This is a genomic window from Yinghuangia sp. YIM S09857 (genome assembly GCF_051388915.1).
Taxonomy (GTDB): Bacteria; Actinomycetota; Actinomycetes; order Streptomycetales; family Streptomycetaceae; genus Yinghuangia.
In genome coordinates, this window is record NZ_JBPKBH010000022.1 from 135762 (window position 1) to 162299 (window position 26538).

The 26538-nt window shown below is 71.6% G+C and carries 24 protein-coding genes and 1 tRNA gene; 18 read left to right on the forward strand and 7 right to left on the reverse strand.

Annotation, left to right across the window (positions count from 1 at the left end; genetic code table 11):
- Positions 1-122: 122 nt before the first annotated feature.
- Positions 123-650, reverse strand: coding sequence for a MarR family winged helix-turn-helix transcriptional regulator (locus ACRX5S_RS33920; RefSeq protein ID WP_436777035.1), 528 nt, complete (start codon positions 648-650; stop codon positions 123-125).
- Between the two features lie 315 nt (positions 651-965).
- On the opposite strand from ACRX5S_RS33920, the gene ACRX5S_RS33925 reads away from it, so the two are divergent.
- The 4 genes from ACRX5S_RS33925 to ACRX5S_RS33940 all read left to right on the forward strand — a co-directional run bounded on the left by ACRX5S_RS33925 (position 966) and on the right by ACRX5S_RS33940 (position 4905).
- Positions 966-2153, forward strand: coding sequence for a LolA family protein (locus ACRX5S_RS33925; RefSeq protein ID WP_436777036.1), 1188 nt, complete (start codon positions 966-968; stop codon positions 2151-2153).
- On the forward strand, positions 2150-3169 hold the full coding sequence (locus ACRX5S_RS33930; RefSeq protein WP_436777037.1) for an ATP-binding cassette domain-containing protein: 1020 nt from the start codon (positions 2150-2152) through the stop codon (positions 3167-3169). Before ACRX5S_RS33925 ends, ACRX5S_RS33930 begins: the two co-directional genes overlap by 4 nt.
- Complete coding sequence (locus tag ACRX5S_RS33935) at positions 3156-4163, forward strand: ABC transporter permease (protein WP_436777038.1); 1008 nt, start codon at positions 3156-3158, stop codon at positions 4161-4163. Before ACRX5S_RS33930 ends, ACRX5S_RS33935 begins: the two co-directional genes overlap by 14 nt.
- Positions 4164-4350: 187 nt before the next feature.
- Complete coding sequence (locus tag ACRX5S_RS33940) at positions 4351-4905, forward strand: hypothetical protein (protein WP_436777039.1); 555 nt, start codon at positions 4351-4353, stop codon at positions 4903-4905.
- Between the two features lie 117 nt (positions 4906-5022).
- Here ACRX5S_RS33940 and ACRX5S_RS33945 read toward each other — a convergent pair whose 3' ends face one another.
- The 5 genes from ACRX5S_RS33945 to ACRX5S_RS33965 form a co-directional block, all read right to left on the reverse strand.
- On the reverse strand, positions 5023-5754 hold the full coding sequence (locus ACRX5S_RS33945) for a GAF and ANTAR domain-containing protein (RefSeq protein ID WP_436777040.1): 732 nt from the start codon (positions 5752-5754) through the stop codon (positions 5023-5025).
- Positions 5755-5893: 139 nt separating this feature from the next.
- On the reverse strand, positions 5894-6889 hold the full coding sequence (locus tag ACRX5S_RS33950; protein WP_436777064.1) for a 2-oxoacid:ferredoxin oxidoreductase subunit beta: 996 nt from the start codon (positions 6887-6889) through the stop codon (positions 5894-5896).
- 67 nt (positions 6890-6956) lie between these two features.
- Positions 6957-8819 carry a 2-oxoacid:acceptor oxidoreductase subunit alpha gene (locus tag ACRX5S_RS33955; protein WP_436777041.1) on the reverse strand — a complete coding sequence of 621 codons (1863 nt, stop codon included), beginning with the start codon at positions 8817-8819 and terminating at the stop codon, positions 6957-6959.
- A gap of 247 nt (positions 8820-9066) precedes the next feature.
- Positions 9067-9711, reverse strand: a complete 645-nt coding sequence (locus ACRX5S_RS33960; protein WP_436777065.1) for a response regulator transcription factor — start codon at positions 9709-9711, stop codon at positions 9067-9069.
- Between the two features lie 759 nt (positions 9712-10470).
- On the reverse strand, positions 10471-11802 hold the full coding sequence (locus ACRX5S_RS33965) for a sensor histidine kinase (protein WP_436777042.1): 1332 nt from the start codon (positions 11800-11802) through the stop codon (positions 10471-10473).
- 255 nt (positions 11803-12057) lie between these two features.
- Here ACRX5S_RS33965 and ACRX5S_RS33970 point away from each other — a divergent pair, with 255 nt between their 5' ends.
- From ACRX5S_RS33970 to ACRX5S_RS34030, 13 genes are all read left to right on the forward strand, one after another.
- Positions 12058-12435 (forward strand): NADH-quinone oxidoreductase subunit A, encoded by a 378-nt coding sequence (locus ACRX5S_RS33970; RefSeq protein ID WP_436777043.1) that lies wholly within the window; start codon positions 12058-12060, stop codon positions 12433-12435.
- Positions 12426-13040, forward strand: coding sequence for an NADH-quinone oxidoreductase subunit B (locus tag ACRX5S_RS33975; RefSeq protein WP_436777044.1), 615 nt, complete (start codon positions 12426-12428; stop codon positions 13038-13040). Before ACRX5S_RS33970 ends, ACRX5S_RS33975 begins: the two co-directional genes overlap by 10 nt.
- Positions 13037-13936 carry an NADH-quinone oxidoreductase subunit C gene (locus tag ACRX5S_RS33980; protein ID WP_436777045.1) on the forward strand — a complete coding sequence of 300 codons (900 nt, stop codon included), beginning with the start codon at positions 13037-13039 and terminating at the stop codon, positions 13934-13936. The genes ACRX5S_RS33975 and ACRX5S_RS33980 overlap by 4 nt, the downstream gene beginning before the upstream one ends.
- Entirely contained in the window at positions 13933-14892 is a 960-nt protein-coding gene (locus tag ACRX5S_RS33985) for a complex I subunit 1/NuoH family protein (RefSeq protein ID WP_436777046.1), read from the forward strand. Before ACRX5S_RS33980 ends, ACRX5S_RS33985 begins: the two co-directional genes overlap by 4 nt.
- The gene (locus ACRX5S_RS33990) at positions 14889-15647 is read left to right on the forward strand and encodes a 4Fe-4S binding protein (protein ID WP_436777047.1); all 759 of its coding nucleotides are present in this window, start codon (positions 14889-14891) and stop codon (positions 15645-15647) included. The genes ACRX5S_RS33985 and ACRX5S_RS33990 overlap by 4 nt, the downstream gene beginning before the upstream one ends.
- Positions 15644-16285 (forward strand): NADH-quinone oxidoreductase subunit J family protein, encoded by a 642-nt coding sequence (locus ACRX5S_RS33995; protein WP_436777048.1) that lies wholly within the window; start codon positions 15644-15646, stop codon positions 16283-16285. The genes ACRX5S_RS33990 and ACRX5S_RS33995 overlap by 4 nt, the downstream gene beginning before the upstream one ends.
- 4 nt (positions 16286-16289) lie before the next feature.
- Positions 16290-16670: an NADH-quinone oxidoreductase subunit NuoK gene (nuoK, locus tag ACRX5S_RS34000; RefSeq protein WP_436777049.1), complete on the forward strand. Its 381-nt coding sequence runs from the start codon at positions 16290-16292 to the stop codon at positions 16668-16670.
- Positions 16667-18610 (forward strand): NADH-quinone oxidoreductase subunit 5 family protein, encoded by a 1944-nt coding sequence (locus ACRX5S_RS34005; protein WP_436777050.1) that lies wholly within the window; start codon positions 16667-16669, stop codon positions 18608-18610. The genes nuoK and ACRX5S_RS34005 overlap by 4 nt, the downstream gene beginning before the upstream one ends.
- Positions 18607-20232, forward strand: coding sequence for a complex I subunit 4 family protein (locus tag ACRX5S_RS34010; protein WP_436777051.1), 1626 nt, complete (start codon positions 18607-18609; stop codon positions 20230-20232). Before ACRX5S_RS34005 ends, ACRX5S_RS34010 begins: the two co-directional genes overlap by 4 nt.
- Entirely contained in the window at positions 20229-21983 is a 1755-nt protein-coding gene (locus tag ACRX5S_RS34015; RefSeq protein ID WP_436777052.1) for an NADH-quinone oxidoreductase subunit N, read from the forward strand. The genes ACRX5S_RS34010 and ACRX5S_RS34015 overlap by 4 nt, the downstream gene beginning before the upstream one ends.
- A gap of 122 nt (positions 21984-22105) precedes the next feature.
- Positions 22106-22960, forward strand: a complete 855-nt coding sequence (htpX, locus tag ACRX5S_RS34020; protein WP_436777053.1) for a zinc metalloprotease HtpX — start codon at positions 22106-22108, stop codon at positions 22958-22960.
- Between the two features lie 580 nt (positions 22961-23540).
- On the forward strand, positions 23541-23981 hold the full coding sequence (locus tag ACRX5S_RS34025) for a YccF domain-containing protein (RefSeq protein ID WP_436777054.1): 441 nt from the start codon (positions 23541-23543) through the stop codon (positions 23979-23981).
- A 255-nt stretch (positions 23982-24236) separates the two neighbouring features.
- Positions 24237-25223, forward strand: coding sequence for a glycosyltransferase family 2 protein (locus ACRX5S_RS34030; protein WP_436777055.1), 987 nt, complete (start codon positions 24237-24239; stop codon positions 25221-25223).
- 115 nt (positions 25224-25338) lie between these two features.
- On the opposite strand, the gene ACRX5S_RS34035 is transcribed toward ACRX5S_RS34030, so the two are convergent.
- Positions 25339-25827: a YajQ family cyclic di-GMP-binding protein gene (locus ACRX5S_RS34035; protein ID WP_436777056.1), complete on the reverse strand. Its 489-nt coding sequence runs from the start codon at positions 25825-25827 to the stop codon at positions 25339-25341.
- A 210-nt stretch (positions 25828-26037) separates the two neighbouring features.
- On the opposite strand from ACRX5S_RS34035, the gene ACRX5S_RS34040 reads away from it, so the two are divergent.
- Positions 26038-26120: transfer RNA gene (locus ACRX5S_RS34040), tRNA-Tyr, on the forward strand.
- The last annotated feature ends 418 nt before the right edge of the window (positions 26121-26538 follow it).

The window sequence follows — 26538 nt, forward strand, 5'->3', positions numbered from 1 at the left end:
GGCTCCGGCGGCGCTCTCGGATGTGCGCGGCGGCAGGTCGGTCGGGACGGTGGATCGGGGGCGCCGGTCAGCGCCGCCGGGTCGGGGGCGGCGGCCAGGGGCGGCAGGTCAGCGGCGGCAGGTCACACCTGACTGCCGGTGTGGCCGCCCCGCCGCACCGGGCGGCCGGCCTCGACCGGCGTCGACAGCCGCCCGCCGACCAGGAGTTCGAGGTTGCGTACGAACGCCTCCCGCTCGTCGGCCGGGATCGCCGCCAGCACGTCGTTGTGCACCGCGTCCACCACCTTGCGTCCCTCGATCGCCTTCGCGTGCCCGTCGTCGGTCACCGCGATGATCCGCGCCCGCCGGTCCGTCGGGGAGGGGCGGCGCTCCGCGAGCCCCTTCTTCTCCAGGTCGTCGACGGTCAGCACCATCGTCGTCTTGTCGAGCGCGCTGATCTCCGCGAGCTGGATCTGCGTCATCTCGCCCTCCAGCGCGTGCACGAGGACGCACTGCCCGCGCGGCGACAGGTCGATCTCGGCGAGCCGCGCGGTCAGCTCGGTCGCCAGGACGTGCCCCGCGTGCGACAGCAGGAAGGTCAGGTCCGGCGCCCGCCGCTCCGCCGCGGCCCGCTTGGCGTTGTGCGTCGTGGTCTTCGCCTTGGTAGCCATACGGCCAGTCTAGCGCGGGAGTATCTACAACAGGATGATCCCGAAGAAGACAATCCTTGGCAGGGAGTTTCCGTGACACCCCCGGTTGCGGTCCGCACAGCCGACACACCCGGGCGGTTGATCGATGTCCCCTGCCTGGGACGACCGTTGAGTAGTCGTCAGGTAGGTCGGCGGCACGGCAACTGCTCCCCAAGGCGTACTCCCCGGTGCGGCCATCGGGCGATGCCAGGCCCCCGCCCCCGGTGTTCCCCTGGATACACCGGCCGTCCGGCCACCCCGGCCACGGCCGCCAGCCAGCCATCGAAAGGCACCACCATGCCCGCTGCCCTGCGAACCGCAGGCAAGGTCGCGCTTCCGCTCGGGATCGCCGCGCTCGCCGCCGGCGCCATCGCGTACGGCCCCAGCGCCTTCGCCGACGACTCCGATCCGAACCTCCCGAACCTGACCGCCGAGGAGGTGGTCGCGAAGATCGCCGGCGCGAAGCCGGAGGCCCTGTCGGGCTCGGTACGCATCACCACCGACCTCGGCATCCCCAACCTCGGCGGCAACCGCGACGCCGACCCCACCGCGCTGCTGTCCGGCACCCACACCGTGCGCGTCGCGGTCGACGGCCCTGACCGCCAGCGCATCGGCATCCAGGCCGAACTCGCCGAGTACAACGTCATCCACAACGGCCGCGACCTGTGGACGTACGACAGCCGCAGCAACAAGGCCACCCACACCACGCTGCCCGAGGGCGCCGCGTCCGACCCGAAGAGCACGCCGCCCACCGGCCTCGCGGTCACCCCGCAGGAGGCCGCCAAGCAGTTGCTCGCCGTCGTCGGACCGGGCACGTCGGTCACCGTGGCCGGCACCGACAAGGTCGCCGGACGGGACGCCCACCAGCTCCGCATCGCCCCCGCGCAGCCCGGCAGCCTGATCGGCGGGGCGACGGTGTCGGTCGACGCGGAGACGGGCGTACCGCTGCGCGTCGTGGTGGACACCGCGAAGGGCGGCAAGCCCGCCATCGACGTCGGGTTCACCGACGTGTCGTTCAAGAAGCCGTCCGCCGACACGTTCGACTTCAAGCCGCCGTCCGGCGCGAAGGTCGAGGAGACCAACAAGAAGGACGCCCCGGACGCGAAGAACTCGGCGGGCGCCCTCGGCCTCGACCTGGGCAAGCTGACCGGCGGCTTCACCGGCGCGGACCCGAAGGTGCACGGCGAGGGCTGGAGCACCGTCGTCGAGATGCGGCTTCCCGACGGGCTGTCCCTCCCGGGCGCCGACAAGCCGAAGGACGACGGCGACAAGGGCGACAAGGACGGCGGCGACGGCGACAAGGGCAAGGGCGACGACCTCGCCGCCGAACTCCTCGGCAAGCTGGGCACCAAGGTCGACGGCGGCACGCTCTTCGGCACCAGGCTGGTGAACGCCCTGGTCACCGACGACGGCCGGGTCTTCGTCGGCGCGGTCGACGGCCCGACGCTCCAGAAGGCCGCGGCGGAGAGCACGGCGGCCCGATGAGCGCGTCCACGGCGGTCCGGACTCCCGGCCGAGGCCCGGGCACCGCCCACGCCGCCGACGCCCCGCGGTTCCGGGACGGGGAGGGGGAGCCCGTCGTCGTCACCCGGGGGCTGTCCAAGGCGTACGGCCGGGACCGGCTCGCCGTGGACGGCCTCGACCTGGTGGTCCCCGCCGGATCCGTGTTCGGCTTCCTCGGCCCCAACGGCTCCGGCAAGACCACCACCATCCGCATGCTGATGGGCCTCATCTCGCCCACCGCGGGCACCGCGACCGTCCTCGGCGGCGCGATGCCCAAGGTGGCGGACGCGGTCCTGCCGCGCGTCGGCGCCCTCATCGAGGGCCCCGCCCACTACGGCTTCATGACCGGCCGCGAGAACCTCGCGCGCCTGGACGCCGCCGACCGCACCGCCGACCCGGGCACTCGGCGCGAGCGCATCGACGAGGCGCTGGCCCGGGTCGGCCTGGCGGCGGTCGGCAACCGCAAGGCCCGCGCGTACTCGCTGGGCATGAAGCAGCGGCTCGGCATCGCCTCGGCCCTGCTGCGCCCGCGCGACCTGCTCGTCCTGGATGAGCCGACCAACGGCCTCGACCCGCAGGGCATGCGCGAGATCCGCGCGCTCATCCGCACGCTGGCGGCGGACGGCACCACGGTCTTCCTGTCGTCCCACCTCCTCGACGAGATCGAGCAGGTCTGCACGCACGCCGCGGTCATGGCGCGCGGCCGCCTGGTCACCCAGGGGACCGTGGACGACCTGCGCTCGGCGGTACGCGGGCGCCTCGTCGTGGAGACCCCGGACGCGGGCCGCGCCGCCGTGGTCCTCGCCGACCTCAAAGCCGGCTCGGTGACCACCACCGCCACCGGCGTCGAGGCCGAACTCGGCGACGTGGCACCGGACGTGGCGTGCGCCGCGCTGGTCCGGGCGGATGTGCGGGTGCGGTCGTTCACCACCACGGGCGGGTCCCTGGAGGACGCGTTCGTGGCACTCACCGGGGAGGGCTTCGATGTCGAAGACTGAGGCGGTAGCGCTGCCGGGCGCCGGACGGGCACCGGACAACGCCGAAGACAAGACCGAAGACACCACAGCAGACAAAACCGAAGACAAGACCGAAGACAAGACCGCGGGCGGGACCGCGGCGGCGGGGACGCGGGCGGCCCGCGGGCGTGCCGGGTTCGCCGTACCGCTGCCGCGCGCCCGCGGGCTGCTGGCCAGTGAAATGCGGCTGGTGTTCCGGCGCCCGCGCACGTACGCGATGCTCGGGTTCCTCGCCGTCGTGCCGGTCCTCCTCGGCGTCGCGCTGCGGTACTTCACCGACGGCGGGGGCGGCGGCGGCGACGAGGGCCTGGAGTTCGTCTCGCAGGTCACCAACAACGGCCTGTTCCTGGTCTTCGCGTCGCTCGCCGCGACCCTGCCGTTCTTCCTGCCGATGACCGTCGGCGTCGTCGCGGGCGACGCGATCGCGGGCGAGGCGAGCGGCGGGACGCTGCGCTACCTGCTGGTCGCCCCGGCCGGCCGCATCCGGCTGCTGCTGGTCAAGTACGCGGGCCTGGTGGCGTTTTGCTTCGCCGCGACGTTCACCGTGGCGCTGTCCGCGCTCGCGGTCGGCGCGGTGCTGTTCCCGATGGGCGACGTACCGCTGCTCAACGGCGACAGCATCCCCATGACCGAGGCCCTGGTCCGCGCGCTGCTGATCGCCGCGGCGGTCGCGGTGTCGCTGCTCGGCATCGCGGCGATCGGGCTGTTCGTGTCGACGCTGACCGGCGTGCCGGTGGCCGCGATGGCGACGACCGTGGGCCTGGTGATCGTGGCGTCCATCCTGTCCGCGATCCCGCAGTTCCACGCGCTGCACCCGTGGCTGTTCCTGGACCAGTGGATGTCGTACGGCGACCTGCTGCGCGAACCGGTCGTGACGGACGGGGTGGTGCGCAACCTCGAACTCCAGGCGGCATACACGCTCGTCTTCGGCGCCGCGGCGTGGGCGCGGATGGCGGACCGCGATGTCACCTGCTGAGGGTGCCCGGCCGTCGGCCCCCTGCGCACTGTTGCGGCCGAACTGCCGCGCAAACCACGCCGGGTCGGCCGCGAAGTCGTAGGCTTGAACCGGTTGGACAGTCAGCCGCAACCGGTGCCACCGTCACGGCCCGTCGGGGTGGCGGCGCTCCGGCCCACGGCGTTGCCCACTCTCCCTAGGTGGGGTCATGACATCCGACCCGTTCCGATCCGGTCCGTCCGGCACCGACGCGTTCTCCACACGTCCGTTCGACCTCGGACGGGACGCGGTGATCGCCTACCCGGTGCGCGACCGGCGCCCGCGGACCCTGGACGCCGCCGATCTCCTGGCGGCCGTCGGGGAGTTGGCCTTGCGGGCCGTCGCGGGGGCGTGCGACGTGACCCTGGCCTTCTGGCGCGAGGACGCGCTGCTGGCCGAGGTGTCCACCGACGTCGGGCTCAGTCAGGCGGTGGGCGCGCACGACAGCCGGCCGGGGCCGGTGGCCGCGGTGCTGCGCAGCGGCGGCATGGTGCAACTGCCGGACCTGGAACGGGAGGCGCGCTGGCCCGAGGCGGCCCGCGAACTGCGGGTTCGCGGGGTGCGCTCGTGCGCGGCGGCGGCACTGCGCCGCCCGCGGTTCAGTCTCGCCGTCGTCGTCTACTCGACCGTGCCGGGGCCGCTGTCCCCGGCGTCCGACCTCGACGAACTGCTGAGCGAGTGGGTCGCCGCGGTGGTGCGCAGCCGGGTGCGGGGCGTGGTCTGAGGCGTCCGGCCGTGTCGCGGTACGCGTGCCCGGACGACTCGGCCTCAGGTGCGCGGTGTGGGGTGAGCCGTCCGGCCTTGCCGGGGATGCGCGCGCCCGCCGACCCGGCGCCAGTGCTCACCCGCGCAACTGGCGTTCCACGTCGGCCACCAACTTGCTCGCCACGTCGGCGAGTCTCACGTTGCGGTGCTGCGAGACCCGGCGCAGCGCGCCGAAGGCCGCCTGCGAGTCGATGCGGCGCTGCGCCATCAGGATGCCCATCGCCTGCCCGATGACGCCGTGCGTGCCGAGGGCGTTCTCCAGGTCGGCGGTGCGGTCGACGGCGGCGAGGCGTTCCTCGCGCTCGCGGGCGACCGCGGCCCGGGCGGCGAGGCGGAGTTCGGCCTCGCGTACCACCAGGCCCGCCAGGCCCTCCAGGACGTCGACGCTCTCGTACGGCACCGGCCGCGGGGCCTGGTCGAAGACGGCGAGCGAGCCGACGTTGTGGCCGTCCGCGGTGTGCAGCGGTACGCCGAGGTAGAAGCGCAGTCCGAACTCCCCGGCGACCAGCGGGTTCGTGCGCGCGACGGGGTCGAGGGACGCGTCCGCCAGGCCGTGCGGCCTGCCGGTGGAGACGACGGTGTGGCACAGCCCGGGTTCGATCGACACGCCGGGCAGGTCGAGGCCGTGGCGTCCGTGGAACCAGATGTCGTTCTCGTCGATGACCGTGACGACGCTGTACGGCACCGCGAACAACCGGGCGGCCAGTGCCGCGATCTCGTGGTAGCAGTCCGGCGGGATGTCGCGGATCTCCCACCGGCGGATCGCCTCGGTGCGGACGCGGGCGTCCGTGTCGTGAGTCGTGGTCACCCCCACCACGGTAGGCGCACGGCGGCGCCGGGCGGGGCGGGTTGCGGCAATCGGCGGCGGAGGCGGCGGCGGAAGCGGCGGTAACGGACGAGGCCCCGGCGAAGGATGCCGGGGCCTCGTACCGCACTATGACGGACCGTCAGGAAATGGTCCAGGTGTCGTTGCCCGCGATGAGCGAGGCGAGGTCGCCGCTGCCGCGCGCGGCGGTGTCGGCGGCGAGCTGCTCGGCCATCAGGGTGTCGTACACCGGGCGCTCCACGTTGCGGAACACGCCGATCGGGGTGTGGTGGTTGCTCGTCAGGTCGCCCAGCCGGGAGAGTGCGAAGGCGAGTTCCGGATTCTCGGCGTGCGCGTCGTGCACCACGAGCGCGTCCTCGCCGACCTTCGCGACCTCGGCGACGTCCAGCGAGCCGGCCGCCCCGCGCACGACTCCGAACTGGAGGTCCTTGCCGAACTTGATCGGCTGCCCGTGCTCCAGCCGGATGGTGACGTCGTCCCGCAGGTCCGGGTCCTTGAGCTGCTCGAACGCGCCGTCGTTGAAGATGTTGCAGTTCTGGTAGATCTCCACCAGCGCGGTGCCCGGGTGCGCCGCCGCCTCGCGCAGCACCGAGGTGAGGTGCTTGCGGTCGGAGTCGATGGTGCGCGCGACGAACGTCGCCTCGGCGCCGATCGCGACGCTGATCGGGTTGAACGGGTGGTCCAGCGAGCCGAGCGGCGTGGACTTGGTGATCTTGCCGGACTCGGAGGTCGGCGAGTACTGGCCCTTGGTCAGCCCGTAGATCCGGTTGTTGAACAGCAGGATCTTGAGGTTGACGTTGCGGCGCAGCGCGTGGATCAGGTGGTTGCCGCCGATGGACAGCGCGTCGCCGTCGCCGGTGACGACCCACACGCTCAGATCCTGCCGGGACGTCGCCAGGCCGGTCGCGATCGCCGGGGCGCGCCCGTGGATCGAGTGCATGCCGAACGTGTTCATGTAGTACGGGAACCGGCTGGAGCAGCCGATGCCCGAGATCCACACGATGTTCTCCTTGCGGAGCTGGAGCTCGGGCAGGAAGCCCTGCACCGCCGCGAGGATCGCGTAGTCACCGCAACCGGGGCACCAGCGCACTTCCTGGTCGGACTTGAAGTCCTTCATGGACTGCTTGGTGTCGGTCTTGGGGACCAGGGTCAGCGACGGGAAGCCGCCCCCGTGGCCGTTGGCCTCAGACACTTTCGATGACCTCCTGGATCACGTGGGCCAGTTCCTCGGCCTTGAACGGGAGGCCGCGGACCTGGTTGTACGCGATGGCGTCGACGAGGTACTTCCCGCGCAGCAGCAGTGCGAGCTGCCCCAGGTTCATCTCGGGGACGATCACCTTGTCGTACTTCTTGAGCACCTCGGCGGTGTTCGCCGGGAAGGGGTTCAGGTGGCGGAAGTGCGCCTGGGCGACCTTGCCGCCCTGGCTGCGCACGCGCCGCACGCCGGCCGCGATCGGGCCGTACGTGGAACCCCATCCGACGACCAGCACCTTGGCGTCGTCGGTCGGGTCGTCGAGCCACAGCGGCTCGATGTCCTTCGCGATGCCGTCGACCTTGGCCTGCCGGATGCGGACCATGAAGTCGTGGTTGGCGGGCTCGTAGTTGATGGTGCCGCTGCCGTCGGCCTTCTCGATGCCGCCGATGCGGTGTTCGAGCCCGGCGGTGCCGGGGACGGCCCACGGGCGCGCCAGCGTCTCGGGGTCGCGCTTGTACGGCCAGAAGACCTTGCTGCCGTCCTCCAACTCGTGGTTCGGCTCGGTGGCGAACTCGACGCGCAGGTCCGGCAGGTCGTCGACGGCCGGGATGCGCCACGGCTCGGAGCCGTTCGCGAGGTAGCCGTCGGACAGCAGGAAGACCGGCGTGCGGTACTTCAGCGCGATCCGGGCCGCCTCGATCGCGGCGTCGAAGCAGTCCCCGGCGGTGCGCGGCGCGACGATCGGCACGGGGGCCTCGCCGTTGCGGCCGAACATCGCCTGGAGCAGGTCGGACTGCTCGGTCTTGGTGGGCAGGCCGGTCGAGGGGCCGCCGCGCTGCACGTCGACGATCAGCAGCGGCAGTTCGAGCGACACCGCGAGGCCGATCGCCTCCGACTTGAGGGCGACACCGGGGCCGGACGTCGTGGTGACGCCGAGCGCGCCGCCGAACGACGCGCCGAGGGCGGCGCCGATGCCGGCGATCTCGTCCTCGGCCTGGAAGGTCCGCACGTTGAAGTTCTTGTGCTTGGCCAGCTCGTGCAGGATGTCCGAGGCCGGGGTGATCGGGTACGACCCCAGGTACACCGGCAGTTCGGCGCGCTGCCCGGCGGCGACCAGGCCGTACGACAGCGCCAGGTTGCCGGTGATGTTGCGGTACGTGCCGGACGGCAGCTTCGCGGGGGCGATCTCGTACGAGACCGCGAAGCCCTCGGTGGTCTCGCCGAAGTTCCAGCCGGCCTTGAACGCCGCGACGTTGGCCTCGGCGATGACCGGCAGCTTGGCGAACTTCTTCTTGAGGAAGGCGACGGTCGCCTCGGTCGGCCGGTGGTACAGCCACGAGAGCAGGCCGAGCGCGAACATGTTCTTGGCGCGCTCGGCGTCCTTCTTCGAGATGTCGAACTCGGCGAGGGCGTCGACCGTGAGGGTCGTGAGCGGCACGGCGTGGATGTTGTACGCGTCGAGCGAGCCGTCTTCGAGCGGGTTCGTCGCGTATCCGACCTTGGCCATCGCGCGCTTGGTGAACTCGTCGGTGTTGACGATGATCTCCGCACCGCGCGGCAGGTCGCGGATGTTGGCCTTGAGGGCGGCGGGGTTCATCGCGACGAGGACCGTCGGGGCGTCGCCCGGCGTCAGGATGTCGTGGTCGGCGAAGTGGAGTTGGAAGCTGGAGACACCCGGCAGGGTTCCGGCGGGGGCGCGGATCTCGGCGGGGAAATTGGGCAGAGTCGACAGGTCGTTGCCGAAGCTCGCCGTTTCGGAGGTGAAACGGTCTCCGGTCAACTGCATTCCGTCACCGGAATCGCCCGCGAACCGGATGACTACCCGGTCGATCTGCTTGACCTGTTTGGTCACTTTTTAGGACCTCCTCGGCGCTGCGGCAGAGTCGTCCGCGCACCGCGCGGATGTCGCAGTTTCATCGTACGGCTGTACAAGAAGGGGCCTGAGCGGACCCCGGGTGGTGCACGGGAGCGATTCGATGCGGAATATCACCCAATATGTCGGATTTTGTCCGTTTTCTTGGATGGAACCGGGCCCACGACAGCTCAGCCTCCGATCGCGGGGATGATGGCATGGGTCCAGTAATCCGTTCACCAGAGTGTCAGGATCCGAGATAGGCGAGTACCGCCAGGACCCTTCTGTGATCGGTCTCACTGGGTGCCAGCCCGAGCTTTCCGAAGATGTTGCTGACGTGTTTTTCGACTGCTCCGTCGGAGACGACCATGGCCTGCGCGATGGCGGTGTTGGTGCGTCCCTCGGCCATGTAGCCCAGCACCTCCCGCTCCCTCGGCGTCAGGGTCACCAGCACGTTCTGCTTGCGGCTCCGACCCAACAACTGGGAGACGACCTCGGGGTCCAGCGCGGTTCCGCCCTTGGCGACCCGCACCACGGCGTCCACGAAATCGCCCACGTCGGCGACCCGGTCCTTGAGCAGGTAGCCCACCCCGCTGGTGCTCCCGGCCAACAGCTCCGTCGCGTACTGCTCCTCGACGGCCTGGGACAGGATGAGCACCCCGACCTCGGGCAACTGCTGCCGCATCCGGACAGCCGCCCGAATGCCCTCGTCCGTGAACGTCGGGGGCATCCGTACGTCGACCACGCACACATCCGGCCGCAACTCCGCGGCCACCGCGAGCAACTGCTCGGCGTCGTCCACCGCGGCCACGACCTCGTGCCCCCGGTCCACCAGAAGTCGGTTCAGCCCGTCCCGCAGCAGTACGGAATCCTCAGCGATCACGACGCGCACGGCGCTCCCAGCCTCCATCCCGACACCCGGAACCAATCGCCCCGGCCCCCACAGTCTCCCGGATGAAACCCCCTCCCGAGCACACCCCCCAACCCCACTAGCCGATTCCCGCAGTCCCGAAGGCGCCGCACCGAGCACCCCCGACCCCACCCGGCACCGACGGCCACCCCTTTCGCAGTCGACGGGAAGAGTGGGCCTGGGAGTTGTGCCCAGGTCGACCTTTTCGCGCCGAGGGCGCGCGGGGTGGGGGGGTGTCGCGCCGAGCGGGTGATCCGTGTCCAATCCCCGCCGATCCGCCGGGTGGTGGGCGAGAGGCGGGTGGGGAGTGCGAGCGTGGTGAATGTGCCCACAGTGGGTTTTGCGTGCCGGCTACGCCGGGAACGGGCGCGCCATGCAGATCCGCGCCGCGGACGGTGCGCGGCAACAACGACCAAGCACGGCAGACGACCGACCTGACCGGTCGCCGACGACCAATCCCCGAAGTCGACGGGAAGCGTGGAGAGGTTGTGCCCAGGTCCTCCTTTCGCGCCGCGGGCGGGCGGGCAGGTGCCGGGGTGCGCTGGGGGTGTACCGACGGCTGGTGTTCGGCGGGGAGTCTATGCCGACTGGTCCGTGCCGACCGGCCCCGCGGGGCGGGCCGCGCTGCTTTGTCCCTGCGACTTGGGCTGCCGATACGCGGCCGAGCCTGGCCGATCTTTGCCGTGCTCCGGCGCACGACTGACCCCCACCGGGCGAGCTGCGGTGGGGATCGTCGGGGGATCAGTAGGGGAGGGTCAGGGTCACTGTCGTGCCCTTGCCCTCGGGGCTTTCGACTTTGAGGGTGCCGTCCACGCCTCGGACGCGTTCCATGAGGCCGGCGAGGCCGGTGCCGTGGGCGGGGTTGGCGCCGCCTCGGCCGTCGTCGGCGACCACCGCGACGATGCGGTCGCCGTCGGCGCGTACCGTCACCGACGCCACCTTGGCGCCGCTGTGCTTGGAGACGTTGGTGAGCAGTTCGCTCACCGTGTAGTACGCCACCTGTTCGACGGGTGCGCTTGCGCGCCGCGGCAGGTCGACCGTCACGGCCACCGGCACCGTGCACTTCGCCGCGACCGCCGACAGCGCCGCGTCCAGGCCGCGGTCGGTCAGCACCGCCGGGTGGATGCCCCGGGCCAGGTCCCGCAGTTCGCGCAGCGCCAGCTTCACCTCGTTGTGCGCGTCGACCACCATCCGCTGCGCGGACTCCGGGTCGGAGTTCATCTTCTCCTTCGCCAGCCCCAGGTCCATCGCCAGCGACACCAGCCGCGCCTGCGCGCCGTCGTGCAGGTCCCGCTCGATGCGCCGCATGTCGGACGCGGCCGTGTCCACCGACGCCGCCCGGCTCACCGTCAGCTCCTCCACCTGCTTGGACAGGAACGCCGGGCCGAGCAGACCGCGCACCATCGCCCGGTCCACCGCCGCAAGTCCGCGGATGAGCTGCGGCGTCAGGAACAGCAGCACCACGCCGACCAGCACCGTCGCGGTCACCCACAGCGGCCCGGTCAGGTAGAAGTCGTCGCCCGGCGCCTTCGGCCCGTCCCCGGTGATCTGCGCCCCCGGCTGGTCCGCGAGCCGGAACAGCGGCTGCGTGAACGGGTACGTGAGCGTCACCAGCGTCGCCGACCACAGCGTGATCGCCATCGTGAACGTGAAGATGCCCCACGGCAGCATCAGGAACAGGTACAGCGCGCCGCGCCAGCCCGTACCGTCCGCGCAGCCGCTCTTGACCCAGCCGGTGAACCCCGGCGTCTTCTGCCGGAACCTCGCCGGCTTGCGGACCACCTCGTCCATCAGCAACCGGGCCCGGCCGCGCTCCATCGAACCCCAGCCGCGGCACGACACCACGACCCCGGCGATCAGCGGCAGCCCCATCAGGAACAGCGGGGTCAGGCCAATGCCCAGCACGATGAAGACCGTGACGTAGATGAACCCCAGCAAGCCCACGAAGAAGTTCAGCGTGAGGTGCATGGTCTCGCCCCACGTGCGGGCGCTGATCGGCGCGCGCCAGAAGCTCGGACGGGACACCGGCACGCGGGGCTCCGCGCCGGGCACGGTGATTCCTGCTGTCGACATCTGTGCGGTCCTCGCTCGGGTGGTCCGGTCTCGATCCTTGCAGTACCACTGTCGCCGCCGACAACCGCCGCTCCCATGGCGCACGTCGGTGTCTTCGTAGTAGGGCTGTCCCTACCCCGGCCGCCTCCGGGGCCTACCCCGACCGGCCGCGGCGCGGCAGAGTACTGGGATGGAGGGTGCGGACAGTACGGGGCCAATCCCCCTAGACTCCCGTGCCACAGGGGCAACAGAAGGGCAGCGAGAGGACGTACCAGGGTGACCGAACACGGCTACTTCAGTACGTACGCGCTCGTCGGGCTGGTCCTGCTGGTCGGCGCGGGCTTCGTCGCCGCCGCGTTCACCGCCAACCGGCTGCTGCGCCCGAACGCCCCGTCCGTCGAGAAGCTGACGGCCTACGAGTGCGGCGTCGACCCGGTCGGCGAGGGCTGGGCGCAGACGCACGTGCGGTATTACATCTACGCGTACCTCTACGTGATCTTCGCGGTCGACGCCATCTACCTGTTTCCGTGGGCCACGGTGTTCGCCGATCCGGGCTTCGGCGCGACCACGCTCGTCGAGATGTTCGTGTTCGTCGGCTTCCTCGCCGTCGGGCTGCTGTACGCGTGGCGGAAGGGCGTACTGACGTGGACGTGACGCGCCGCCCCTCCGGCGGCGGCCCGGTGAGTCTCCCGGCCCCCACGCTCGGCCCGCTCTCGCGGCTGGCCCCCGATCCCGTACGGCTGCTGCTCAACTGGGGCCGCCGCTACTCCCTCTGGGTCTTCAACTTCGGACTCGCTTGCTGCGCCATCGAGTTCATCGCGACGTCGATGGCGAAGCACGACTTCATCCGACTGGGCGTGATCCCGTTCGCGCCCGGTCCGCGGCAGGCCGACCTGATGATCGTGTCGGGGACGGTCACGGACAAGATGGCCCCGGCGATCAAGCGGCTGTACGAGCAGATGCCGGAGCCGAAGTACGTGATCTCGTTCGGCTCGTGCGCCAACTGCGGCGGGCCGTACTGGGATTCGTACAGCGTCACCAAGGGCGTGGACCAGATCATCCCGGTCGACGTGTACGTGCCGGGGTGTCCGCCGCGGCCCGAGGCGCTGTTGCAGGGGATCCTCAAGCTCCAGGAGAAGATCGGCGGCGAGTCGCTGGCCGACCGCTACGGCAACGGCTCCGGCACGCCGGGGGCGGCTGCGCTGCGCCGCCCGCCGGTGGCTCCGCCCGAGGGCCCGGCGCCGGGCGGTGCGGTGTGACACCCGAGGAGATCCGCGACGCGCTGGGCGACGTCGCGGTGTCCGACGCGTACGGGCTCGCGACCGCCGACGTCCCGGCCGAGCGGTGGACGGACGCGCTGACGGCGGCGCGAGATGTGCTGGGCCTGACGTACTTCGACTGGCTCAGTGCCGTCGACGAGACCGACGAGGGCTTCTCGGTCGTCGTCCACGTGTGCGCGGCACCGGGGCCGAGGCTGCTGCTGCGCACCCGCGTCCCGCGCGACGCGGCGCACCTGCCGACGGCGACGGGGGTGTACGCGGGGGCGGTGTGGCACGAGCGCGAGACCGCCGAGATGTTCGGCCTGGTCTTCGACGACCACCCGCACCCCGAACCGCTGCTCCTCCCGGACGGCTTCGAGGGACACCCGCTGCGCAAGGACTTCGTGCTCGCCTCGCGCGTCGCCAAGGCCTGGCCCGGCGCGAAGGAACCGGGCGAGTCCGACACCCACGAGGGCACGACCCGCGCCCCGGGCCGCCGCCGGATACTGCCCCCGGGCGTTCCCGACCCCAACGAATGGGGCCCGAACGCAGGCCGGACGACGGCGGAGGAGACCCCGCCCCGTCCCGAACCCCGGGCAGGCCGCGCGGGCCGCACCCCGGGCGACCGCCCGGCACGCCCCGACCGCCCCCGCCGAAACCGCAGCGCCTCCCAGGGCTCGGCAAGCCAACAACCGCCGCCGTCCGAAGGGCCGGAAGGGCCGGAAGGGTCGGGAGGGTCGGGAGGGTCGGGAGGGTCGGCCGAGCGGGCGCCCGAGAGCGGGCCGAAACAGGCGACCGAGCCTGCCGGACAGCCCCCGGCGACCGGGACCAGCGACGAACCCCGCCCCCGCAAGCAGGCCCCGCCCGCCGACACCCCTCCCCAGGAGGACGCGTGACCCTCTTCGAGGTCGTCATCCGCCTTCTCCTCGTTCTCCTCTGCTTCCTTCTCCTCCCGCTCCTCATCGGTCAGACCGAGCACAAGGTCATGGGACACATGCAGGCCCGCGTCGGGCCGATCTACGCGGGCGCGTTCCACGGCTGGGCGCAACTGGTCGCCGACGGGGTGAAGTTCGCGCAGAAGGAGGACGTCGTTCCGGCCGGGGCCGATCGGCGGGTGTTCCGGCTCGCGCCCGCGATCGCGCTCGTCCCGTACCTCGTCGTGCTCATCGCGATCCCGCTGGGGCCCGGCGACCTCGTCGGGCGCAGCATCGACGCCGGGGTGTTCTTCGTGCTCGCGGTCATGGGTGTCGGGGTGCTCGGCGCGCTCATGGGCGGGTGGGCGTCCGCGAACAAGTTCTCGCTGCTCGGATCGCTCCGGACCGCCGCGCAGCTGATGGCGTACGAACTGCCCATGCTGCTGGCCGCCGCCTCCGTCGCGATGGCCGCCGGAACGCTCTCCCTCACCGGCATCCTCGGCGAGTGGGAGTGGTGGTGGCTGCCGTGGCAGGCCGTCGGCGCGGTGGTGTTCTTCACCGCGGGACTCGCCGAGTTGCAGCGGCCGCCGTTCGACATGCCGGTGGCCGACTCGGAGATCATCTTCGGCGCCTACACCGAGTACACCGGCCTGCGGTTCGCGCTGTTCCTGCTCGCCGAGTACGCCGGGATCCTCGTCCTCTGCGCCCTCACCACCGTGCTGTTCCTCGGCGGTTGGCACGGGCCCTGGTCCGGCGACGTCGGCTGGCTGTGGACGCTGCTCAAGACCGGGCTGCTCGCATTCGTCGTCATCTGGCTGCGCGTCAGCTACCCCCGCCTGCGTGAGGACCAGTTGCAGAAGCTCGCCTGGACGGTGCTCATCCCGCTGGCCCTCGCCCAACTGGTGCTGACCGGAGTCGTGAGGGTGGCGACCGCATGAGCAGGAGCGAACGTACCGGCAGGAGCAGGATCCCCGGCGCCGGGCTCGCCAAGGGACTGGCCGTGACGCTCAGGACGATGACCAAGCGCGCGGTGACCCAGGGCTATCCCGAGGTGATGCCCGACCTGCCGCCGCGCTCGCGCGGGGTCATCGCGCTGTTCGAGGAGAACTGCACGGTCTGCATGCTGTGCGCGCGCGAATGCCCGGACTGGTGCATCTACATCGACTCGCACAAGGAGGTCGTCCCGGCCCGCGAGCCCGGTGCGCGCGACCGCACGCGCAACGTGCTCGACCGGTTCGCGATCGACTTCGCGCTGTGCATGTACTGCGGGATCTGCGTCGAGGTCTGCCCGTTCGACGCGCTGTTCTGGTCCCCGGAGTTCGAGTACGCGACCGAGGACATCCAGGCGCTTACGCACGAGAAGGACACGCTGCGCGCGTGGATGTGGACCGTGCCGGCACCGCCCGCCCTCGACGAGCGGGCTGAGGAGCCCAAGGAGTTCACGATGGCCCGCCGCGCGGCCGACAAGGCCCGGACGGCCGCCCGGCCCGCCGCTGAGTCCCGCGCCGAGCCCGCCGCGAAGCCCGCCGGTGAGCGGCCTCCGACCGAGCCTCCCGCGAGGCCCGGCGGTGAGCGGCCTCCGACCGAGCCTCCCGCGGAGCCCGCCGGTGAGCGGCCCCCCGGCAAGCCCGCCTCCGGATCCACTCCCGAGTCGACTCCCAAACCGACCTCCGAACCCGGAGACGCCGAATGAGCGCCTGGGCCGCGGTGTCGGCCGCGGGCGACCTCTCCGGGGACGGCGGCCCCGGCTTCCTGTCGCCGACCGGTGCCGAGATCGCGTTCGTGCTCATCGGCCTCGTGGTCCTGGGCTCGGCCCTGCTCGTGGTGACGACGCGTCAGATCGTGCACGCCGCGCTGTGGCTCGTCGTGACACTCGGCGGCCTCGCCGCCGAGTACCTGCTGCTCACCGCCGAGTTCATCGCCTGGGTGCAAGTGCTCATCTACATCGGCGCGGTCGTCGTACTGCTGCTGTTCGGGCTGATGCTGACCCGCGCCCCGATCGGACGTTCGAGCGAGCTCGACTCCGCCTCCCGTCGGCCCGCCCTGGTCGTCGCGGTCGGCGCCGCGGCGACGCTGCTGACCGTCGTGGTGGACGCGTTCCACGCCGCGTACCTCGACCTCGGCGAGACCGACGACGGGTCCGCGCGGGTGACCGGCGAGAGCCTCTTCCGGGCGTGGGTGCTGCCTTTCGAGGTGCTGTCAGTGCTGCTGCTGGCGGCCCTGATCGGGGCGATCATCCTGTCCCGGGCCCGCGAGACCAGCGGCAAGGCCTCCGGCCACGGACACACCGGAACCACCGGAACCACCGGAACCACCGGAAGGGGGCGGTGAGCCGGTGCACCTCGTCTACCCGCTCGTCCTCGCCGTCCTGCTCTTCTGCATCGGGCTGTACGGCGTCCTCGCGCGCCGCAACGCGATCCTCGTCCTCATGTCCGTCGAGCTCATGCTCAACGCGGTCAACATCAACCTGGTCGCGTTCGACATGTGGCTGCGCGACACCCTGCACGCCGGCCAGGCGCTCACGCTGTTCGTGATCACCATCGCCGCCGCCGAGATCGGCCTCGGGCTGGCGATCGTCCTGATGGTGTTCCGCAACCGGGCCACATCGGACGTATCGGAACTCCGCGAGCTCGGCGAGCCCGGCGCGGTCCCCTCACCCAGCCGTCCCGCTCCCGGCGCGCAGCCGGTACGCGGCGGCGGAAGCGAGTCGGCATGACCACGGCCGCGGGCCTGGCCGCCGCCCTCCCGTTCTGCGCCGCGATCCTCGGCCTCGCCGTGGGCCGCAAGAGCCCGGTCGCCGCGCGCCTGCTGGCCGTCGTCCCGCTCGCGGTCGCCGCCGCCCTGGGCTTCTGGGTCGCGGTGCGGCACGGATCCGGGGGCGTGACCGAGGACGGCGTCGAACTGACGCCGACCGGCGCGCTGGACATCGGGCTGACGATGCGCGTCGACGGCCTGTCGTCGCTGGTCGCGGTGATGGTCGCGACGGTGGCGACGCTCGTGCAGGTCTATTCGGCGGCGTACCTCCGCAAGGACCCGCGGTATTCGTCGTACGCCGCGCTCGTCTCCCTCTTCAGCGCCGCCATGCTGCTGGTCGTCTACACCGGCGACCTGATCGTGCTGCTGGTCGGCTGGGAGGTCATGGGCGTCTGCTCGTACTTCCTGATCGGCCACTACTGGGAGACGGAGGTCGCGCGGGCAGCGTCGGTCAAGGCGTTCCTCGTCACCAAGCTCGGCGACGTGCCGTTCCTGATCGGCATCCTGGTGATCGGCGCGGGCAGCGGCTCGTTCCGCATCGGCGAGATCGTCGACAACGTGCCGTCGTCGGGGGCCGGGTGGGTCACCGCCGGGACGCTGCTGATGCTCGGCGGCGTCGCGGGCAAGTCGGCGCAAGTGCCGCTCCAGACCTGGCTGCCGGACGCGATGGCCGGTCCCACGCCGGTCAGCGCGTTGATCCACGCCGCCACGATGGTCGCGGCCGGTGCGTATGTGGTGGCCCGGCTCTACCCGGTCTTCCTGGCCTCCGAGACGACGCTGCTGGTGCTGGCGGTGATCGCGGCGGTGACGATGGCCGGGTCGGCGCTGGCGGCGTTCGCGCAGGACGACCTCAAGCGGGTGCTGGCGTGGTCGACGGTGAGCCAACTCGCGTACATGACCGGCGGTCTCGCGGTGGGCGGGCGTGACGCGGCGGTGTTCCACCTGCTCACGCACGGCGCGTTCAAGGCCCTGCTGTTCCTCGCCGCGGGCGTGGTGATCCACGTGGCGGCGAGCGGGCGCATCAGCGCCATGGGCGGCCTGCGGCACCGCGCGCCGCTGGTGTTCTGGACGATGACCGCCGGGCTCGCCGCGCTGGTCGGAGTCCCGCCGCTGTCCGGCTTCTTCAGCAAGGAGGCGGTGCTGTCGGCCGCCGAGCACACCGCGCTGGACGCGGGGCACGGCGGGCCCCCGGCGGCCGCGGGGTGGCTGGTGCTGGTCGCGGCGCTGCTGACGGCGGGACTGACCGCGGCGTACGCGACGCGCGTGTGGCTGCGGGTGTTCTTCGGGGCGGAACACCCGGTCACGGCGGGGTCGACGCGGGACGAGGACAAGCACACCGGCCGTGTCCCCGCCGCCATGACCTGGCCGCTCGTGGTCCTCGCCGTACCGACCGTGCTGCTCGGCCTCATCGGCCTCCCGAACTCGTGGCTGACGTCCTGGCTGGGCGACGCCGACGGGCGGCCGTACGACACCGCGGCCGCGGACGCCGGACGCCTCGTGCAGAACCACGCGTACTACGACCTCGCCCCCCGCCTCGGCACCTCGCTCGGCGCCGTGGCGCTGCTCGCCCTCGGCGCCGGTGCGGTGTACGCGTTGTGGCGCCGCGATCCCGCCGCCGACCCGGCGCGCGCACTCGGCCCGTTGCGCGGCCCGGCGGAACGCGGCTTCGACGTCGACCGGCTGTACGACGCGGTCGTGGTCCGTCCGGTCCGCGTGCTCGCGCGCCTGACGCGCCTCGTGGACGACACCGTCGTCGACGGCTACGTGCGCGGCGCGGCGCAGGGCACCTGGCTCGCCGGCGGCGGCCTGAGACGCAGTCAGAACGGAAACGTGCAGGTGTACTTGGCCGGGCTCCTGGCGGGCTTCGTGGTCCTCGCGGTGGCCGTGGCGGTGAACGCGTGAACGTCGTGCTGCTGGTGTTGATCGGTCTGCCGCTGCTGGGCGCGGCGCTGCTGGTGGCGCGGCCTGTGGACGAACGCTCCGCGCGCCTGGTCGGCGTCGGGGTCAGCGGCGCGGTGCTCGTGCTCGCGGTCGTCCTCGCGTTCGCCTTCGACCGCGACGACGCGCGGACGATGCAGTTCACGACGGACCGCGTGTGGGCGTCCTCCCTCGGGCTGCACTTCCACGTCGGCATCGACGGGATCTCGCTGCCGCTGCTGGTGCTCACGGCGCTGCTGACGTTCCTGGTCGCCGTCCACAGCCTGGGGACAATTCCGCCGGGCGGCAGCGCGCGGGCGTACACCGCACTCGTGCTGGTCCTCGAATGCGGCGTGCTCGGCACCTTCGCGGCGCTCGACCTGATCCTGTTCTTCCTGTTCTTCGAGGTCGTGCTGATCCCGATGTACTTCCTCATCGCACGCTGGGGGACACCGGGCGAACGCGGCCCCGCCGCCTTCAAGTTCATCCTCTACACGCTGCTCGGCTCGGCCGTGATGCTGCTCGGCTTCCTGCTGGTGCAGGCGCACACCGGGACGTTCGACATCACGCAGCTGACGGTCGGCAGTGGCGACGGCATGTCTCGCGGGGTGCAGATCACCGCGTTCCTCGCCATCGCCCTGGGCCTCGCGGTCAAGGTGCCGATGTGGCCGCTGCACACCTGGCTGCCGGACGCACACACGGCCGCCCCCACGGGCGGCTCGGTGCTGCTGGCGGGTGTGCTGCTGAAGATGGGGACATACGGGCTGGTCCGCATCGCGGTGCCCGTACTCCCGGAGGGCGCCGAGGTGTTCGCGCCCTATCTGGCGGCGTTCGGGACGGTCGGGATCGTGTACGGGTCGCTCGTCTGCCTCGCGCTGTTGCGCGACCCGGACGGCGACCTGAAGCGGATCATCGCGTACTCCTCGGTCGGCCACATGGGCTTCGCGCTGCTGGGCATCGCGACGCTCACGCCGCAGGGCATCAACGGCGCACTGTTCGTCAACATCGGGCACGGGCTCATCACCGGCCTGCTGTTCTTCCTGGCCGGCGCGGTCAAGGAGCGCAGCGGCACGGCCCTGCTCGGACGCATCGGCGGCAGCCTGTACGCGCGGGCGCCGCGGCTCGGCGGCCTTGTCGCCTTCGGGGCGGTCGCGGGGCTCGGGCTGCCGGGGTTGGCGGGGTTCTGGGGCGAGCTTCTGGCGATGTACGGGGCGTACCACCCGGCTTCGGGGCTCAGCCGCCCGCTGTACCTGGTGCTGCTGGCGGCGGCGGGGGCGGGGACGGTGCTGACGGCGGCGTACATGCTCGGCATCGTGCGGACGGTCTGCATGGGCCCGGGGCTGGGGGCGAGCCTGGACGACGGCCGCATGGACTCCGGTCGTGGGGACTCCGGTCGCGCGGACGGCGGTCGCCTGGACGGCGCTCGTGCGCAGGGGGGCGGGCGTGAGGCGGTGGCCCGGGTCGAGCCGCTGCCCGACGTCGGCCGCGTCGAAGTCGCCGCGTGGGGCCCGCTGGTGGTTCTGACGGTGGTGGCGGGTCTTTGGCCCGCCTCGGTCCTCGCGGTGACGGATCCGGCCGTCCGCGCACTTCTCGGAGGTGGGGCATGACCGCCGCGGTCGACGTCGCGTCCTCGCACGGTGCCGTGTCCCTCGTCCAGGACATCGACTGGGTCGCGATCGCCCCGCCGCTCGCCCTTGCCGCCGCCGCCCTGGCGGTGCTGCTGGCCGACCTCTTCCTGACCGGGCCGCGCAAGGTGTGGCTGGCGTGGATCTCGCTGGCGGGCCTGGCCGCGGCGCTCCTGCTGCTGCTCCCGTTGCGCGACGGCGGCACCAGGTCGACGTTCTGCGTGCCGGGGGATCCGGTGGCGGGAGAGGCCCCGGCGTGCTCATACGTCGCCTCCGACTTCACCCTCGTCCTGCAACTCGTCCTGATCGCCTCGGCGGCCGTCGTCGTGCTGCTGTCGATGCCGATGACCGCGCCGCGCCCGTGGGCGGACGACCGCCACGAGGACTCCGGCGTGCCCGGGGGCGAGTACCACTTCCTGCTGCTCGCCTCGGTCGCCGGGGCCGTGACGCTGGCCGCCGCGCGCGACCTGGTGACGCTGGTGGTGGCGCTGGAGACCATGTCGCTCCCGGCGTTCGCCCTGGTCGGCCTGCGCCGCGACGGGCGCGGCGGCGAGGCCGCACTCAAGTACTTCCTGCTGTCGGTGGCCTCGACCGCGGTGCTGCTCTTCGGCATCAGCCTGCTGTACGGGGCGACCGGGGCCGTACACCTCGACCGCGTCGCGGCGGGGTTGGCGACCTTGGACCCACAGCTGAAGACGGTCGCCGCCACGGGCGCGGCGCTGACGCTGGCCGGGTTCGCGTTCAAGGTGGCCGCGGTGCCGTTCCACTTCTGGGTGCCGGACACCTACCGGGGTGCGCCGGTGCCGGTCGCGGCGTTCCTGTCGGTGGTGTCGAAGACGGCGGGCTTCGCGGGGCTGCTGCTGGTCGCCGGGATCGCGCTGCGGCCGTACGCGCACGTGTGGGGCCCGGCGTTGGCGGTGCTGGCCGCGCTGACGATGACCGTCGGCAACGTGGTGGCGGTGCGGGTCGCGACGGGGTCCGGGGACGCCGTACGGCTGCTGGCGTGGTCGTCGATCGCGCAGTCGGGGTACGTGCTGGTGCCGTTCGGCACGGCGGCGGGGGACGGGGCCGAGCTGGCGGAGCGGCTGTCGGCGTCGGTGGCGTACCTCGCGGTGTACGCCGTCATGAACCTCGGGGCCTTCGCGGTGGTGACGGCGGTCGGCCGGGACCGGCCGACCGGGCTGGTGACGGACTACCGGGCGCTGGTGCGGGCACGGCCCGCGCTGGCGCTGGCCATGGCGTTCTTCCTGCTGTGCCTGGCGGGGCTGCCGCCGGGGCTGATGGGGCTGTTCGCGAAGGTGACGGTGTTCCAGGCGGTGGTCGCCGGCGGCACGGGGTGGCTGGCCGTGGTGATGGCGGTCAACGTCGTGATCGGGCTGTACTACTACCTGGTGTGGACGGCGCTGCTGTTCGCGCCGGCGATGCCGGGGGTGTCGGGGGTGTCGCCGGGGGTGGGCGCGGCGGTCTCCGGCGGCGGCTCGGGGGTGCCTGGCGCGGGCTCGGCGATGTCGGGCGGCGGTTCCGCGGTCGCCGGGACGACCGCGACAGCTGGGTCGACCGTGGCCGCCGGACCTGTCACGACCACCGGGGGAACCCTGGGGGCGGCCGGCTCGTTGCGCGTACCGGCACCGTTCGCGTTGGCGATCGCACTCGCGTTCGGGCTCGGGGTGGCACTTTCGGTGGCGCCGCAGATCGTCCTGCGGGTGCTGACGGTGCCGGGGCTGCTGGGCTGACATCCGGCGGTTCCCCGTGCGGAGAGGCGTGACGTCGGCTCTGTGGGGGAACCATGCGTTTTGTTCCTACGTTGATCAGGGACAAACCGCCCCCGCTTCCCCTCGTACCGAGAGGACCTGCCGTGCACCGCCAGCACAACGGACTGAAGACCGCCGTCCTGCTCGGCGGCATGTCCGCGCTCATCCTGCTCATCGGCAGCTTCTTCGGCAGGACCGGCCTCATCATCGGCCTGGTGGTGGCGCTGCTGACCAACGGGTACGCGTACTTCAACAGCGACAAGATCGCCCTGCGCTCGATGCGCGCCCGGCCGGTCAGCGAGGCCGAGAACCCGGAGCTGTACCGCATCGTGCGGGAGCTCTCCACGCAGGCCCGGCAGCCGATGCCGCGGCTGTACATCTCGCCCACCGAGGCGCCGAATGCTTTCGCCACCGGCCGCAACCCACGCAACGCGGCGGTGTGCTGTACGACGGGGATCCTCCGCATCCTCGACGAGCGCGAGCTGCGCGGCGTCCTGGGCCACGAGCTGGCGCACGTCTACAACCGCGACATCCTGATCTCGTCGGTCGCGGGCGCGCTGGCGAGCGTGATCATGTTCCTGGCCAACTTCGCGTGGCTGATCCCGATCGGCCGCAACGACGACGACGGTCCGGGCCTGTTCGGCATGCTCTTCATGATGATCCTCGGTCCGGTCGCGGCCTCGCTGATCCAACTCGCCATCAGCCGCAGCCGCGAGTACCAGGCGGACGCGTCCGGCGCGCAACTCACCGGCGACCCGCTCGCCCTCGCGAGCGCCCTGCGCAAGCTGGAGATGGGCACGCAGCAGAAGCCGCTGCCCGCCGAACCGCGCCTGGAGGCGACCAGCTCCCTCATGATCGCCAACCCCTTCCGCCCCGGGCAGGGGATGTCGAAAATGTTCTCCACCCACCCTCCGATGGCCGAGCGAATCCGTCGGCTGGAGGCGATGGCAGGGCGCTGAGGGGGGCCTGACGGCGACCACGGACCGGCCGCAGATCAGGCGTCGGCCGAGGGAGCGGCTGTCCCCTCCCGGCACTTTGCCTTGCGCGCTGTCGCGCCTCTCGTCGCGCCGCGCTCCCGCGTCCCTCGTGCTGTCGTGCCTCTCGCGCACTCGCGCTCCCGTGCCTCTCGCGCGTTCGCACCGCGCTCTCGTGCCTCTTGCGCTCTCGTGCCTTCGCGGTTCTCGCGCTCTGGCGCCGGCCGCGCTTCCGCGCTTCCGCGCTTCCGCGCTTCCGCGCTTCCGCGCTCCCATGCCTCTCGCGCTCTCGCGCTCTCGCGCTGGAGCCCGACCGCTTGACCACTTGAACGCTCACGTGGCTTCCGGCTCCCTGCGCCCGCGCCGTTGCCTGCTCATGCCCGCCCGCCTCGCCCCGCCTCCCGCAGCTCCGGCTCGCATGGCAACCTCCCGCGCCTCCCCTCCAGCTACCGGGCCCTCCTCTCCCGCGCCCTTCCGGTCCCTCCCCCCCCTCCCAATCGCGACACTTCATCGCCAAACATCGCGAAGCAGGGTAGTTCCCCGGCATTTGGGGGATTGTTGGCGCATGAAGACCCTGCTCAACATCATCTGGCTCGTGCTGTGCGGGTTGTGGATGGCGATCGGCTACGTCGTCGCCGGCATCGCCTGCTTCCTGCTGTTCTTCCTGGTCATCACCATCCCGTTCGGCATCGCGGCGTTCCGGATGGCGGCGTACACCCTCTGGCCCTTCGGCCGGACCATCGTGTGGAAGCCGTCCGCCGGGATCGGCTCGATGCTCGGCAACATCCTCTGGATCGTGCTCTTCGGGTGGTGGCTCGCGCTCGGGCACCTCGTCTTCGGGCTGCTCATGTGCGTCACGATCATCGGCATCCCGCTCGGCATCGCGAGCTTCAAGCTGATCCCCATCTCGCTGACGCCGCTGGGCCGCGACATCGTCTCGACCGACGACCAGAGCTACTACGGCTGGAGCGCGGCGGGTTCGTCCCGCCCGGCCCCGTACACCTGACCGCGTGCCGAACTGGCCCGCCCCAACTCGCCCGCCCAACTCGCCCACCGACCCTGATCCCGACGTCCTGTCCCCGATCTCGATCACGCCCGTCCGATTCCCCGCCGCCGTAACCCCTGGGAGTGCAGCCCCGTGCCTTCCGAGTGAACCCGACCCCCGCGCGCTGAATTCGTACCGGCAACGAGCCGATATTCCGGGTATCCCGCTCGTACGCGGATCCCAGCCACGGGGAAGCCGACTCCGCGGAGGTGCACCGTGCCGGCAACGGTGAGCGTCATCGTCCCCACCCGGGACCGCCCGGGCCCCTTGGCCGACGCGCTGCGCAGCGTCGCGCTCCAGCACGGCGACGGAGTCGACGGCATCGAGATCGTCGTCGTCAACGACGGCGGCGGGGACATCGCGGGCGCGCTCCCGCTGGGCGTGCCGGGGGTGACCGTACGCCTGCTCTCGCACCCGAAGCCCCGCGGCCAGGCGGCGGCGCGCAACGCGGGCCTGGAGGTCGCCTCAGGCCGCTTCGTCGCCTTCCTGGACGACGACGACCTCTACCTCCCCGGACACCTCGCCCGCGCCCTCACCGCGCTGGAGGCGTCCGGCGCCGACGTGATGTACGCGGACTGCGTCCTCACCGACGCGCGGTGCGTGCCGGGGGAGATGCCGGAGGTGTCGCCGTACCGCTACGACTTCGCGTACGACCCCGGCATCCTCGCCGTCGCCAACTTCATCCCCACGTCGGCCGTGGTGTGCCGCAACCCGGCGGTGCACGGCCCGGCGTCCTGGTTCCGCTTCGACCCCGAACTGCCGGTGCTGGTCGACTGGTCGCTGTGGCTGCGGCTGATCCACGACCGCGGCTGGTGCTTCGAGCGCTGCCCGCAGCCCGGCGTGGTCTTCCACCGCGTGCCCGGCGACGTCACGGTGACCGGCCGCACCTGCGCGCACCTCGACGAACTCGGGCGGTACGAGGACGCCTACCGCACCGTCATCGCGCGCTGGCCCGTCACCCCCGGCAGCCGCGTGGCCCGCTTCCGGGCGCTGTTCCTGGAGACCTTCCAGACCGCCCAGACCCTGCTCGCGACCGGGCAGCGCCTCGTCCCCTTCGCCTACGAGGGCGCCCTGCGCGTCCTCTACGACGGCTTCACCGGACGCCTGGACGAGGCCCTCGTCCCCGCCCGCACCGCCGCCGTCCTCTCCGGCGAAGACCTCCGCGACCCGGTGGCCGCCCGAGAGCCCGCGTCCCACCCCTGACACACCGCCAAGCCCGGGTCGCCCCGACGCACCGGCGGGGCCCCGGGTCGCCCCGACACGCCGGCGGGGCCCCGGGTCGCCAACGCACCCGAAGCCCCGCCGCAAAACCCGCCGACTACCGGTAGTTCACAAACTGAACGGCGAAGTCCAGGTCCTTGCCCTTGAGCAGCGCGATGACCTCCTGGAGGTCGTCCCGGCTCTTCGAGCTGACGCGCAGCTCGTCGCCCTGGATCTGGGCCTTGATGCTCTTCGGCCCCTCGTCCCGGATGATCTTGGACACCTTCTTCGCGTTCTCCTGGGAGATGCCTTCCTGCATCGCCCCGGAGATCTTGTACTCCTTGCCGGAGAGCTTCGGCTCGCCCGCTTCGAACGCCTTCAGCGAGATGCCCCGCTTGATCAGCTTCGACTGGAACACATCCAGGATCGCGTTCACGCGCTCCTCGGTGTTGGCGCGCATCTCGATCTGCTCACCCGACCAGCCGATGTGCGCCCCGACGTTCTTGAAGTCGAACCGCTGCGAGATCTCCTTCGCGGCCTGGTTGAGCGCGTTGTCGACCTCCTGGCGGTCGACCTTGGACACGATGTCGAAAGAGGAGTCAGCCAAGGGTCAGCATCGCTTTCTGTGAGATCGGAGTCCCGCCCGCACCCACCGCCGGACCCCTACGGCCCCGCACCTGGCGGACACACGACTCCCCAGCGTATCCAGCCCACCGCCGCCCCGCCCCCACGCCGCCCCCACCCCGAACAACCGAGTGGCGGACCACCCCACACCGTCCGCTATTGTTATCCCCGTCGCCCCACAAGACGACATCCCGGCGGGTTGCCCGAGCGGCCAAAGGGAGCAGACTGTAAATCTGTCGGCTGATGCCTACGCAGGTTCGAACCCTGCACCCGCCACCCTCACGAAACAGCCTCTGACCAGCGTGTTCGCGGTCAGAGGCTGTTTCGTTTCCTTCCCTCGCTTGCTGTCCGCAATGCCGGGACCTCTCATCTTGTCCCCGCGGAACACGCGCGTTGTTCGGCGTGTGCGGCCTATCTGTGGACGAGAACAGGTTGCGGAGGGTCGGAATCCCACTCGCCGAACGCGTCGGCGATCCCCTCGCCTGCTGCCTGCGAGGGGCAGCTCTGCTGGTGCGGGAGGCCGACTACGCGTATCGCATCAAGGGGCGCGTCGGACGCGGTGGAGGCCGCCGTGGTTTCGGTGGCGGGTGGGCGACGCCAGTTCAGTCGTCACCTGACCGTGGGCTTGATCCACTTTGACGGACACCTTGGATGAAGGGCACGCGCCCTCGAGAGGATGTCCATCATGGAGAGC

Excerpts from the sequence above, each read along its gene's own strand:
- ACRX5S_RS33950 (WP_436777064.1), bottom strand. The coding sequence starts at position 6,889 with ATGAAGGACTTCAAGTCCGACCAGGAAGTGCGCTGGTGCCCCGGTTGC.
- ACRX5S_RS34025 (WP_436777054.1), top strand. The coding sequence starts at position 23,541 with ATGAAGACCCTGCTCAACATCATCTGGCTCGTGCTGTGCGGGTTGTGG.
- ACRX5S_RS33925 (WP_436777036.1), top strand. The coding sequence starts at position 966 with ATGCCCGCTGCCCTGCGAACCGCAGGCAAGGTCGCGCTTCCGCTCGGG.
- ACRX5S_RS33930 (WP_436777037.1), top strand. The coding sequence starts at position 2,150 with ATGAGCGCGTCCACGGCGGTCCGGACTCCCGGCCGAGGCCCGGGCACC.
- ACRX5S_RS34005 (WP_436777050.1), top strand. The coding sequence starts at position 16,667 with ATGACCACGGCCGCGGGCCTGGCCGCCGCCCTCCCGTTCTGCGCCGCG.
- ACRX5S_RS33990 (WP_436777047.1), top strand. The coding sequence starts at position 14,889 with ATGAGCAGGAGCGAACGTACCGGCAGGAGCAGGATCCCCGGCGCCGGG.
- ACRX5S_RS33920 (WP_436777035.1), bottom strand. The coding sequence starts at position 650 with ATGGCTACCAAGGCGAAGACCACGACGCACAACGCCAAGCGGGCCGCG.
- ACRX5S_RS33995 (WP_436777048.1), top strand. The coding sequence starts at position 15,644 with ATGAGCGCCTGGGCCGCGGTGTCGGCCGCGGGCGACCTCTCCGGGGAC.
- ACRX5S_RS34015 (WP_436777052.1), top strand. The coding sequence starts at position 20,229 with ATGACCGCCGCGGTCGACGTCGCGTCCTCGCACGGTGCCGTGTCCCTC.
- ACRX5S_RS33935 (WP_436777038.1), top strand. The coding sequence starts at position 3,156 with ATGTCGAAGACTGAGGCGGTAGCGCTGCCGGGCGCCGGACGGGCACCG.
- ACRX5S_RS33965 (WP_436777042.1), bottom strand. The coding sequence starts at position 11,802 with ATGTCGACAGCAGGAATCACCGTGCCCGGCGCGGAGCCCCGCGTGCCG.
- ACRX5S_RS33940 (WP_436777039.1), top strand. The coding sequence starts at position 4,351 with ATGACATCCGACCCGTTCCGATCCGGTCCGTCCGGCACCGACGCGTTC.